Consider the following 12,468-nt stretch of genomic DNA (forward strand, 5'->3'; position numbering starts at 1 on the left):
GAACCGCCGACCTGCCGGGTTGTCACACAGCCAAAAGTCAGCCGATCCGCACGAACGTCGCTGCACCACCAGTGATGGTTGCCTGCCAAGCGCTCGACTGGATGGTGTGCCAGGTCTCGACGGTGACCACGGAACCTGCCACCAACGGCACACTCGCGCTGACAACCAACGTGCCGCCGGTGCCGGACACCGCGGTGCCGGTGGCAACCACCGTTGTGCCAACCAACAACCTGGCCTGGAAGTTTCCGGTGGTCATGGCCCCGCTGACGACGACATTGGCGGTCAATGGCACGGCTGCGCCGCCACTCTGCACCACCAGCCCGTCGCCTGACACCTGGGAGCCGGGGTAGCCGGCCGTGTCGGCGGTCCACCCACTCACGACGGTCCACGTGTTGTAGGCGCCCATCGTCCCGGTGCCGTTCTTCGTCATCGCGGACGGAGCGAAGACATCGCCACCGACGAAGATGTGCGGCATCAGCTACTCACCTCCGCTGAGTTCGGCTCCGCAGGAGACTGGTCGACAAGGGTCGACGGTTCCGATTCCGCCGCAGTCTCAGGCTCCAGTGCCGACTCGGGCGCCGGGACCGGCTCGGACTCGGGCTGCGGTGTCGGTTCGGAACCAGGTTCGGGATCGACCCCCGAAATCGCTCCCGGATACCCAGACTCAGCCGTAGCCCACTCGGGCGTCTCGCCCACCGGGGTTTCCTCCTGAGCAGGCATCGGCGGCCATGTCACCACCGGCCCTCCGATCTGCAAGGTGGGCATCACACCGTCACCCCTCGCAAACTCGCCTGGAGTCCACGCCCTGCGGGACTGTCCACAGTCGTCACCTGCACCGTAATCCGGTCGCCCACAGCGAAACTCCATGTACCGGACACCGTCGTATCGAGCGCATGATTGGCCGCCGCGATTGTCACCGAGGTTCCCGCGATCGCGGTGCCGTTCTTCCTGAGCTCGACCACCAGGTTGCCGGTGCCCGCCGTCTCTCCACGATAGGTGACATTGGAAACAGTGATCGGCCGCTCGACCCGGACCCCCTCCGGCACGATATTGCCCGCCCCGGCAGCGCGAACACCGCTGTGCGACTTGAAGGCAATGTCGTACGCCTGACCTGCCACTGTCGGCGTGCGAGCGTCCGACAGCCGCGGATCCGAGGTCCACACCGCCGAGATAGCGGTGCGAGCCTGGGCTTCGTCGGTCGAGCTGAGGAGAGCGTCGGCGATTGCGGTGACGCCGGTGATCTCGGTGACAGAGTGGGTGTGCGCGGTCGGCGGCCTGGCGTTGCTCAGACGGGGGTCGTCACCAGCGACGGCGGTGGTGGCCGACGATCCGATCGTCGGCGAGAAGGTCGCCGGCTTCCCGCTGATCCCCGACCACTGCGTCGTACCCGCCGGACCGCGAACGGTCACGCCCTGGCCGTTCGGCGTCCAGCCGCTGACCTCGTCGTACAGATAGAGCAGCCCGTCGGACTTGACCACGAACTGACTGCCGTCGACCGCGCCGGCGGGCAGCTCGGCATAGGTGTTCACCTGGCCGTCGATCTGGATTCCCGCCCCGCGCGGACCCATCACCACAGCGTTGCCCGCCGAGGCGGGAACCGGTGACACCAGGGTCAGGTCGACCAGTCCCGTCGAGGCGACGTCCGGGTCTTCCGGATCCGGGCCGGCGACATACTTCGGAACATTGAAGCTGAACGACTCCAAGAGAATTCGCTCACCGTCGTAGGACAGGTCGAACGACACCCGCCACGTCCACTCCGCGGGATTGGTCGCGGGACCGGGAGCAACCAGCCGCACGCCGCGCTTGCCGCGCCAGGTGAGGTACCCGAACTCGTCGAGCTGGCATTCGTAGTGCTTCGGCAGCTGTACATAGGTGGCCGGACTCGGCTGCGCACCGGGAACCAGCACCTTGGGCGCGTCGGCGGTGAACGTGATCGTGCCGGTCAGCGGGGGAAACTCGGGCAGTTCACCCAGATCGGGGCCGTCGATAACATTGGCGAGAAACCGCCCGACGACCTTTCCGTAATCGAGTGGGGGCAGATCAGCCATGGATCAATGCCTTTCGAAAGAAGTGGCGGCGCAACGCCTCACGCGTCGAGCGGAAGCGCACGAACCTGCAGATGCGAATAGTTGCTGAAAACGTTGTAGGTACCGGTGCCGGTGACGCGGTCGACCACGACATACAGCGTCACCGTCTGATTCGCCGGCACGACACCAACCGTCGGGCTCGGCTGATTCGGGTAGGCGGACCCGCAACCGGGCGAAATGTGCACATAGGCCAAGCGAGTGACCGAGTGGCCCCAGCCATACCCGACGACTTCGCCGTCGATGCTCCCGACGCGGACCATGACATCGCAGCGTGTGGGAGACGCCGACTGCAGTACCGCAGCACCCTCGACGAGCGGTCGCCACGCCGTAGGCTGAGCAGGAATAGTGATCGAGGCGATGACCTTCTTCTGCTCCTTCAGATTCTGCCCGGAAAGGAACTGCTTCTCGCCGATCACCCAGGGCCCGCGCGGGCGCGGAGTCGGAATCGGCCGGAACTTCTGTGCCGTGGCGTCCCACGCCAGCACGTGGTCCTGACCGAGCGGACGGTCATCATCGATCAGGACATCGGCCGCATCCTGAATGCGGCCCGCTGCACCGGGGTCGCCCTGCGGGCCCGCTGCCCCACGCGGGAAGGTGATCTCGACCTGCTGGTCGGGAGCAGTCCCGACAACGCGCGCCGAGGCAGCGGCGCCGACGGCGCCCGCAACCGCACTGCCGGACAAGACATTTGCCTTGCCGCGGCGGCCCGGCTTCCTGAACGCGTCCTCGAACGCGATGAATTCCAGGCCGGTCCAGTAATAGACCGCGTTCTCGGCGACGACGCGCCAGGCCTTGCGCGCGTCGTCGGTTCCCAGCGCGAGCGAGGTGAGCGCGGCGACGTCGTCGACATCGCCCTGCCACTGCCAGGGCCAAGCAGCCTCGCCTTCGGGGCCAGACGGGCCCGAAGGCCCTTCCCGCAGCTCGATCAGCACCTCCCGGTCCACCAATTCGACCGGATTCACCGTGTACGGCAGACCGACCGAGTCGGCGACGCCACGCATGGTGATCATGACGTCCTCGTCGAATACTTCCGTCTGACTTTCGGTACTCACACTGCCCCCACGGGTCGGGCGAAGCAGACGACCTCCGAGTCGTCCATGATGTAGTCATAGTTGGCTGTGCCGGCGTTCCGGCTCAGCACCACATAGAGCGTGACGTTCTGACCTGCGGGAATGACGCCGATCGGATTGTCGGGCGTCAGATTCCGCACACCGAGGAACGGCTGCAGCCGCGCGCGGGTGTGCGCACCGGTGACCTGCCCCGAACCGAGGGCCACTCGCTGGCCGGTCGCCGATCCGATCCGGACCTCCGCGTCGATCCGCGTGGTGAACTGGTCATAGTTCTCCACCGACCGCACCACCACTCCGCCGAAGACCATCGGCCGCCAGGCCGTGTCCTGAGCTGGAACATTCAACTGCGCGACGACTTTGGTGGCAGCCGAGATGTTGTTCTGGGATGGCACGAAGCCGGCGTTGCCGTCCCAGGCGACATCATCGTTGATCGTCCACGGGCCACGGAGGCCCGGATAGGGCACCGGTTTCCATTTGCTGAGACCGACGTCCCAGACCGGAACCGCTCGGTCCGGATGAGCACCGTCGAGATAGTCGGTGGACTGGCGGAGCGGCCCGGGCCCGCCGGTCGTGCCCTTGGCGCCTTGCACTCCCCTTGGCACGACCAGATTAAGCACGAGGTTGGGCGCCGCGCCGGTGACCGTGACCGCCAGCTCGGATCCGACAGGTCCGGTTTCGACCGTGCCGATGGACACCGAGCACGGCTCGCCATCGGGTCCGGCGGCACCGAAAGCTTCCGCGAAGCTGTCGAAACCTGTTCCGTTCCAATACACAAGCGTGCCCGCGGACAGCACCCGCCAGGCCTTGCCCGCCTGCGCGACCCCCAGTTTGGATCCGAGCGCCGACAGCGCGGCCTGATCGGCGATGTCACCTTCCCAGCGGAACGGTCTCGCCGCCGCACCTGCGGGCCCGGCCGGACCGGCGAGACCGGTCATCAGTTCCAGGTCGCCGGAACGCGGCGTGCCCTGCATCGCCTGAACGACGCCGGCCCGCCCGATACCTTCATCGATGCCGCGCACCAGCGTGGACTCGAAATATTTTCCTACAGTAGCCATTTTCAACTCACTCTGTGGGTTCGGCGAAGACGACGAGAGAACAGCGATCCGAGCGGAACCCGATATTGGCGGTACCAGTGCCGATTCGATCGACCGCGACAACAAGCTCGACGGACTGTCCGGCGGGCACCTGCGCGTAGTCCGCGGACGGCGACAGCGCGCGGGTGGTGGTGCCGTCCCGGAAGCACGGCGCTGCGGGTAGATACATCCAGCCACCGCTGCCTGCCGGAGTGGTGGCAACCAGCGCCCCCTGAGAATTATTCAGCCGCACCGCCAGTTCCGCTGTCTGCGCGCCATTGTTCACCGAGTAGACGTAGGCATGGCCATAGACCAGGGGGCGCCAGGCGAAGGGCTGAGCGGGAATGCTGACGGTCGCGACATCGATGCGGCTTACCGCTGCCACGATCTCGGTCGGAAAATCTTCCTGGTACCAGGCCCACGGGCCGGTACCCAGGGGCGCGGACGCGGACCGAAATCGGCGGGTGACCCGGTCGTAGGCGAACACGCCGCCATGGCTGGGCCCGGTCGTCGTCTCGTAATCCTCGGCCATGGTGATGGTGCCGGACGCTCCGGCGGGCCCGACCGGACCTGGCAAACCTGCCGCTGCGGTCGAGTGCAGCTGCTGATCAGCTCCGGTGCCAGTGAATTCGATGGCAGGCACAGTCAGCGTCTCGCTGTGCTTCGTCGGAGTGACGGTGATCGAATTGGCCGCAGCGGCAGGGCCGACAGGGCCGACCGCGTCGGGCGAATGCTCCCAGCCGGAGCCGGTCCACACATCCATCCCGTTGTCGTCGAGCCGGTGCCACCATTTGCCACGATCCTCCGGGCCTAGTCCGGCGGGCCGTGCGGCCACGTCCGGGATGGTCTCCATCTTGCGGAACGTGCTGCGTGGTCTGCCGCGCACACCTTCCGGACCGGCAGGGCCCGAGGGAAGTGGTAGGTCGTGCACGTCATCGGCGACATCGACCTTAGCGGTGAGAACGGGCAGCCCATCGATGTCGGGTGCGCGCCGGGCGGTGATATGGGCGGGAAAACTGATATCCGCCATAGATTTTCTCCTCTACGTGAGGGATTTCAGATGATGAGCAGGTCCAGGTCGGCACCGACGTCGCTGGACAGGTCCTTGATCGCGGAGGCGACGCGGCCCAGTCGCTGCCAAGCCTTGACCACCGGATCCTCTTCGTCGGACCCGTCACCCACCGTGATCTGCCACATCGCGGCGGTCTCGCGGTCGTCGGTGAAGGTCAGTTCGGTGACGAAATCGGTGAATACCTTGTCGCCCAGGGCAAAACCGATCTGATCGCCGAGCCCGAAGTCGCGACCGATCAGATAGGGCGCGTTGTCCTGGATGGTCACCTTGTGACTGGTGTAACCGCGCGTGAGGTGCAGCCCCTGCCTGGCAGCCACGAAGCCGTCGAGCGTGAAAGCCTTGTCGCTGCCGGTGATGAACAGCTCGCGGAACGCATACGGTCCGGCCTTGCGCACGCGCTCCATGTCCCGATAGACCATCCAGGCGAGGAACACGTCGTCGAGTTGACCTCGGTAGAGCCAGTCCAAGCCGATCAGCGACAGCAAGCTCTTGATGGCCATCTCGATGCCGGCATTCACCCAGCCAGGGGAACGACCACCGACGATGATGTCGGTCGCCGTCGGTTTATGCAGAGCTACCTCGGAGGCTCCGATCCCGGAATACTCGCCGTCGAAGTACCAGACCCAAGGCAGGTTCCGCATGGTGCCGAACTTGCCCGGCGTCCCGTAGACAGCTTCGTACTCGCTGGTCGAGTCGAAGTTCGGATAACGCATCGGGGTGGTGCCGTCGTCGGCGAACTCCTCGAACCACGAGACGATCCCGTCCCACAGTGTCCCGGTGGGGCCGGTGACACCCGATTTGTCCACGGTTTCCAACACCACGGTCGGCTTGTCGAGGTAGAACCACTCGGGTGCGGGCTGATCGTCCTCACCCGGTAGGAAGAACCGGGCCGTCAGCATGACGCCGGAATCCTCCAGCATGGGCCGGAACAACTTGTCCGCCATGTCGAATCGCGCGGAGGCGGCGCTCCACCGGCTCGTGTCGGTCCGTGGGTCGACCGGAACGACTGCGATCGGAAACGTCGTGTTCCCCTGCAACCGCATCAGATTCATCGTCAGGTACGTGGTCACCAGCGTCCGGACAGGACCGAACAAGATGTGATGCCGGGGGAACTGCGCCAGCACCGGTGCGAACGGACTCGCCCAGCAGCAGATCGTCGACACATGGTTCCAGGCGTGAATCGCCTCGATGTCCACCGTCTCGACCCCGTTGTCGTCCCGGACGATCGACGCCTTCGTGATATACCCGTCCCACCGAAACCCTCTGGTGTTCACGGTGATCGGCAGGGTTGTGTCCGCATGATTGCCGAACAGATGGTCGAAGTGCACCATGTCCCGCGGGCAGATCATCTTCAACCCGCCGGCCGAGTTCCGCGGAAAACTCACCTGCAACGACAGGTAACTCCGCTCCTCCCCCACCTCCTGCATGTCCTTGTCCCAGTACCGGACCAGAACCTCTTGATCCCGAGCATCCTCCTGCTCGACCCGGAACATCTCATCCATCCGCCGCGATTCCGCATGCGGTTCCCAAACACCCATCCTCCACCACCTTTCCTTGATTCTGGGTATAAAAAAACCCAACCCAACCCGAATCGGGTCAGGTTGGGTTGGTCCGCTATATGTTCAGTCGAATTACCGGCCGGGATTTACAGTCACCACTGACTCGACCACATTCGAGACGACCTCTCTGATCTTCAAGAGCTCCACGGGTCTGCCAGGCTCGTAGGCAAATCACTCACATCGTCTACATCCTTCTCGAGCCCTACCCAGACCTGCCACTTCACACAGGAAGGTCTAACGAAATGACCGTCGTAGAATTCGATCAAAGCCCGCTTCAGTTTACCGAGCTCGATCTGCGAATTACCTGGAAATATCCGCTCATTCCCAAAATCGAAATAGCTGACCGCAGCACGGGATGTATCGGAACCCTGCGTATAATATTCCCCTCCTTCTCCCTGGAGGAGAAGGCTTCCAGATCCGTTAGCTGCGTGGATTCCTATACCGAGATATACCGCATGAACCCCCGCTGGATCAGTCACGAAGACAGACATGTAGTTACAATATTCATTACCAGCGTCGACAAGTTCATCGACAGCAGACGTCAAGTCTTCGGCCGAGCGTACGACAATTGGATCATCACGATGCCGGGGCAACGAATATGCAGTAATCGAGTTCAAGATACCCTCCGAGCCTATCGACATTTGACACCACGATACCTGCAAGGTGCTACCGGGAGAGACGAGATAAGGACATGACATCGACCCGAGAATTTTGCCCCTGAACGATATCTGTCACACGGAGGACGACTAAGGCTCGGGGAAGGCGGAAATAAAAGGGAACGTCGCACGAAACTCGTCGAGCACATCGCTCCTGTTCCGAAGCGCTTCCTCAGCAGTGGTTCGAGTCAACGGCGAATCATACACATCGACTCCCCTAACGTATGCGATTCCGTACACCGCCGGCTCGATAGCAAGGAGCTCCGGCGTGTCGGTAGAGAAGCCCACGATGAGCACGACATCGGCGAGTGGTCCTTTGAAATCGACAAGCTCGAAGATGTACTCCGGGATGCGATCCATCTCGTTCGAAGTTACAACTCCTAACGCCCATTCACGCAGATCTCGCAAGCTAATAGCCTGGCAGAATAGGCAAGTCAGAACAAAACCAATCGTCCTTGAATCGCCGCTCGTAATTCCCCCTACTTCCGCCATACAATTACCTCCCTTTGGACATCGACTCGCCACCGATATGACCAGTCTTCGAGTGAATTTGGCGTATAACCAGCACGTCTAATCAGCCCGAGATGCAACATGCTCCCAAAGAGGACTAGTCTGACTCGCCCGCCGAGGGCTCGACATACTTCTCCGGCCTGATAAGCACGCCACCCGTTATCAGCCGATCGCTCGGGATTCTCTCCGTGCCGGCCAGTGGGATTTCGGTCATCCGACCGCCTAGTAGCATCCATAGTCCGAAGCAACTGTCTTCCTCGTCTCGGATCAAGACCTGCACCGAGTACGGATCCGGCCAATCGAGACCCTCGAGATATCCCAGCAATCCCCACCAGTTGAACCGAGAAAACTGCGCAACCCACATATAGCAGTCGCCTGATCCTTGGCGGGTTCCCTCGAAAACGGAGTCATCCACCGGCGTAAAACACTGATGCCACTCCCGATCAGGATCAGGCACCGTCAAGGGCTCCATCGCAGACCATCCATCACTGGCAAGCACAATAACCTCCGCAAATCGACTCATGGCGGCATTCCCTTCATGGAACCTCAAGCTGACGGGGACATGTCTTCGGGCGGCGGGATGAGAAAAGACCAAGCTTGCCGTTCCCGTCACTCGATCCGGTTATCGACCGGCCATCCTCTCCACTTCACGGCATCAACCTACTCGCCGACCAGCATCACTTCATTGAAGATCATTGGCCACCAAGAACTCTTCTCCTCGAACGCCGCTGGATCGTTTCGCGACAGTTCCTCCGGGAGCTCGCCAAAGCGCTCAGTCCCCCCTGGCCCGTCGGCGAAGCAGCTTGAGAACCGATACAGGAATTCGACGAAATCCCGAAGAGTCGAGTTAACAAATTGTGGAGCTGGCTCTTGAGTGTCGAGACTCACTACAGCACCGGTATCTTGATCGAACAAGAACAGCATGTCTGGACAGTCCGGCACCGAACCGATGAGTACCATCTTTCTCGCGTTCCGCTCGTCGTCAACATGGTTTTCAAGCAGGACGGTGCTGTACAATGGCATCTCATTCGCCACTCGCGTTGTGTAAACAATTGGGACTTCGTACGGAAGAAAATCCACTGGTGGATACGCCGAAAGCGGGACCCTGAAAGTATCCTTCCACTCCATTGCCGGAAACATTCGTGCGCCTGTATGCTCGCCCCACTCACGAAGGCCGGCGATATAGTCACTCACTACAGCGGCGCCTTGGAGGACAGCCAGGTTTCCACAATGTCATGCCCACCCGTTCGCGACCAGGGTTGCATACCACCCCTCCGGATCCTCCAGCTCGGACGGATCCACCAATTCGACATATTTGGCGCCGAACATGTATTCATTAACAAATGTCAACATATCCGGCGCAACAACTCGAGAGCGATTCCCCTCGCCATACCGCCAGAAATACTGATCAGAGAACATGACTTCCTCGGTGGTCAAGTTCAACAGAAAGGTATCGTTGCTCGCGATCCCAACGTTGATCCAGTGTTCCTCTATCCTATATACCTCCCCGTCCTCATCCATGATGTCACCCTTAGCAAAACGACTACCTATACTCAATCCGCTCACGCTTGGACCACTCGTAATTCGATTCAATTCGATCAACGATGTAGGAATGCGCAGACTTTCCAGCGTCGTCAATACCAATGCCGGCACATCGCCGCAATCAACACATCGGTGCACCTCTTCGCAATACTCCTCGAGGATCCGCACAGTATCCAATTCGCTACCCGGGGGAAATCTAGAGAGTGCGACCGGATCATTCGCGCTTGCCTTCCGAACGGCAGTCACTTTACTTGCCACATCGATGAGCGTCGATTTTACCATTTTAAGACCTCGATCCTGATTGTGGTGCCCCCCGGAATAGCACGCAACTGATTCCTGATCTGCTGGCCTACCCCGTGATTAGTAATACCCTCGATCGGTCCGATATTACCACGAGCATCGAGTCCGTTCAATTGGAGTTCATGGAGGTGGTCCATCTCTTTCGACTTCAGCCGCTCCTGCCTTCGCGCATGCAGTGCTGCCGCCTCGTTGCGCATGCGGTCGCGATCGTCCTTATCGATAACTTTACGCGCATATCTTCGGTCAATTTCCCGGAGTTCATCGCTGTAGTCTTTGTTGATAGAATTCTCCAACGTAGTCCTGGTTGAACTCTGCGCGTTGCCATGTCGAGTCGGCTGGTTATCCGGCTTTCGACTCAGCGCGCCTTTGTCCGAAGCTCTTTTCAATACGGCTATTTTTCGTCGGAAATCTGCCTTACTCCAATTATTCTTCCTTTCCAGAAAGATAGTGTAACTCCCATCCGAATTCAGCCTGGGCGCCAATCCCCCACTGGGTGCGACATCCGCCTTTTTGTTGCGTTTCTTAGTTTTAAGCGTCTTCTGAATAGAGTTCTGCGATGGTGACGTGCCTCCACCGCGCGGGGCACCTGGCGTCACACCTCCAGTCCCGCTGCCAACTCGACCATTCCGCGGCCCGTATCCGCCATTTCGCGGGATTCCGGGATTCGAGTTGACACCTGTCGTTCGAATGTCGCGCGTTGCTGCTCGGGTATTTTGGGCTGCCGGCGTGCTGCTCCGACCTCCGACATTCAACGCACTATCTACGTGTCGCTCCGCAGAAGTGCTGCGCGCTCCTGCGGAGACCATCGTCTTCGCTCGCGTCTCAAGCATTAGCAGCTGCTCAACCTGCATATTGAGGTCTCGAACTGCCTGCCCAATCTGGGCCTCAGATTTCAATGCTTGCGACAGCGGAGCACCCATCCCCGGACGCAAGTAGACATCCCGCGGCACACTCGCCGCGACAGATATCGGGGATTGCGCCGGACTGTTCGGTCGTAGCTTCGGCGCATTGGCCGACAGTTGTGGCAACTCAATCCGCGCCGGTGTTGGGCTTGGCCGTGGTGCCTGAAATTGGGGAGTCGAAGATGGGAGAGCCGGATTCCTGGCCGCTCGCGCTCCGCCCGCAAGACCCGTGAGGGCATCGCCTGCGCCCAACCCGGCAACCGCGAGTTCGCGTCCGGTCAGAGAAGCTCCCTGGCCGGCGAGTTGGCTCCCGAAGTACCGGCCACCAATGCCGACACCGAGTCGCGTACCGAGGATCGCCAATTCAGGGATACCGAATACGACCATGACCGCGTCGTAAACAAGCTGCCGATTATCTATCGCGTTTCCGGCGTCGAGGTCGATCGTGTCGGTCGGCACGAATATGCCGTCGATGGAACCATAGGATGTGTACTTGATGCCTTTGGAATCAGCGTTTCCGATACCTCTGAGGTTTCCCTGTTCGTCGAAATAGGCGTCGAGTTCATATTTCGATCCGTCGGGCTTTCGTCCGTACCATTTCTGGATCGAGGTCCCATCGGAAACTCGAACCATTGGCCCCCGACTGGTGATCGGATCGGTGACCCAGGTAGCGCTCGATGGGTCGAATTTGTTGCCATACCCGGGACCACCGAGGGCCGTATTGTATTTATCAACCGCTGTTGTCGTACCATCGGGCTGGACTACCGCCCGGTTGCCCATCGCATCAGTCACGATGCTGATCGGCTGACCGTTGGTTCGTCCGGGAACTGTCAGGACTTCGAGCGAAGTGCCTTCGCTGCTGGTGTACTCAGTGACCGGCGTTCCATACAGGCTCGGCCTGAAGTCGGCGCTGCTGGCGCTACCGTCGCTATGCCACATCGTGACGTGGCCGCTTGTCCCATCCGGGCTCAACTGAATAATCTGAGTAGGCGTAGATGATCCCGGCGCAGGTTCGACTACGATAATGTTCGACTTGTGGTAGTGCACCGAATGCGAACCATCGGGATTCGCCGTCCAGGTAATGAGATTTCCCTGTCCGTCGTCAACAGTTCGTATTTCGGAAATTCCGGACTTGTCGATAATCGTGGTATCACGAGTCAAGCCACCGGTGCCTGGCACGATTTTGGAGTGGCTCTCAGATGCCGGCGCGCCGAACTTATCTCGGACCTTTGTATCGATGTCGCCGGTAACCGGGTTGTGGGTGCTGGTGATGGTCGTGTGGTCGTTACCGATGGTGACGGTCGCGACTCCCGCGAAGCTGGTGGAATCACCCGGATTCACCGGTGCGTGCTGGGCGAAGTTCACAACATCCGGCAGGCCAGCGTTCAGGGTTTGACCGACGACTGGCTGTTGCACACCCAGCATCAAGCTGGTCAACGATGAGGGCTGACTGACCGGTGTTGCGGCAGTAGGTGCCGGCGTCACGTCCGGTGCAGTTGTCGATGCCGGCTGCGGGCTGGTTGTCGCAGGTGCCGGGGCTGGACTGGTCGGTGCGGTCTGAGGTTGGGACGCCGACGGTGTTGGCGCCGCGGCGGGCACAGGGGAAATGGGGGCCGGAGCGGCTGGTTGCGAGGGGGGTTGGGCCGGCGGCAGATCCGTCGGCACCGCTGGCCTATCCGACAACCTAGGATCGTCAG

General features: G+C 61.2%; 11 protein-coding genes. All 11 read right to left on the minus strand.

Annotated elements, in window-relative coordinates:
* Positions 1-37: 37 nt before the first annotated feature.
* Positions 38-475 carry a hypothetical protein gene (locus tag ACFVAV_RS21515; protein ID WP_379036810.1) on the minus strand — a complete coding sequence of 146 codons (438 nt, stop codon included), beginning with the start codon at positions 473-475 and terminating at the stop codon, positions 38-40.
* Between the two features lie 289 nt (positions 476-764).
* Positions 765-2,048: a hypothetical protein gene (locus tag ACFVAV_RS21520; RefSeq protein WP_379036811.1), complete on the minus strand. Its 1,284-nt coding sequence runs from the start codon at positions 2,046-2,048 to the stop codon at positions 765-767.
* A gap of 38 nt (positions 2,049-2,086) precedes the next feature.
* Positions 2,087-3,088, minus strand: a complete 1,002-nt coding sequence (locus tag ACFVAV_RS21525; RefSeq protein ID WP_379036813.1) for a hypothetical protein — start codon at positions 3,086-3,088, stop codon at positions 2,087-2,089.
* Between the two features lie 47 nt (positions 3,089-3,135).
* A complete protein-coding gene (locus ACFVAV_RS21530; RefSeq protein WP_379036814.1) occupies positions 3,136-4,317 on the minus strand; it encodes a hypothetical protein in 1,182 nt (393 codons plus the stop codon).
* Entirely contained in the window at positions 4,220-5,260 is a 1,041-nt protein-coding gene (locus tag ACFVAV_RS21535; RefSeq protein WP_379036815.1) for a hypothetical protein, read from the minus strand. Before ACFVAV_RS21535 ends, ACFVAV_RS21530 begins: the two co-directional genes overlap by 98 nt.
* A 26-nt stretch (positions 5,261-5,286) precedes the next feature.
* The gene (locus ACFVAV_RS21540) at positions 5,287-6,840 is read right to left on the minus strand and encodes a phage tail protein (RefSeq protein ID WP_379036816.1); all 1,554 of its coding nucleotides are present in this window, start codon (positions 6,838-6,840) and stop codon (positions 5,287-5,289) included.
* Positions 6,841-6,995: 155 nt separating this feature from the next.
* Positions 6,996-7,559 carry an Imm1 family immunity protein gene (locus tag ACFVAV_RS21545; RefSeq protein WP_379036817.1) on the minus strand — a complete coding sequence of 188 codons (564 nt, stop codon included), beginning with the start codon at positions 7,557-7,559 and terminating at the stop codon, positions 6,996-6,998.
* A 48-nt stretch (positions 7,560-7,607) separates the two neighbouring features.
* Positions 7,608-7,877 (minus strand): hypothetical protein, encoded by a 270-nt coding sequence (locus ACFVAV_RS21550; RefSeq protein ID WP_379036818.1) that lies wholly within the window; start codon positions 7,875-7,877, stop codon positions 7,608-7,610.
* 810 nt (positions 7,878-8,687) lie between these two features.
* Positions 8,688-9,221, minus strand: a complete 534-nt coding sequence (locus tag ACFVAV_RS21555; protein WP_379036819.1) for an SUKH-4 family immunity protein — start codon at positions 9,219-9,221, stop codon at positions 8,688-8,690.
* A gap of 39 nt (positions 9,222-9,260) precedes the next feature.
* On the minus strand, positions 9,261-9,851 hold the full coding sequence (locus ACFVAV_RS21560) for a hypothetical protein (RefSeq protein WP_379036821.1): 591 nt from the start codon (positions 9,849-9,851) through the stop codon (positions 9,261-9,263).
* Positions 9,845-12,208, minus strand: a complete 2,364-nt coding sequence (locus ACFVAV_RS21565) for a hypothetical protein (RefSeq protein WP_379036822.1) — start codon at positions 12,206-12,208, stop codon at positions 9,845-9,847. Before ACFVAV_RS21565 ends, ACFVAV_RS21560 begins: the two co-directional genes overlap by 7 nt.
* Positions 12,209-12,468 lie beyond the last annotated feature (260 nt).

Origin of the sequence: Nocardia sp. NPDC057663 (assembly GCF_042799895.1) — a bacterium.
Lineage (GTDB): Bacteria > Actinomycetota > Actinomycetes > Mycobacteriales > Mycobacteriaceae > Nocardia.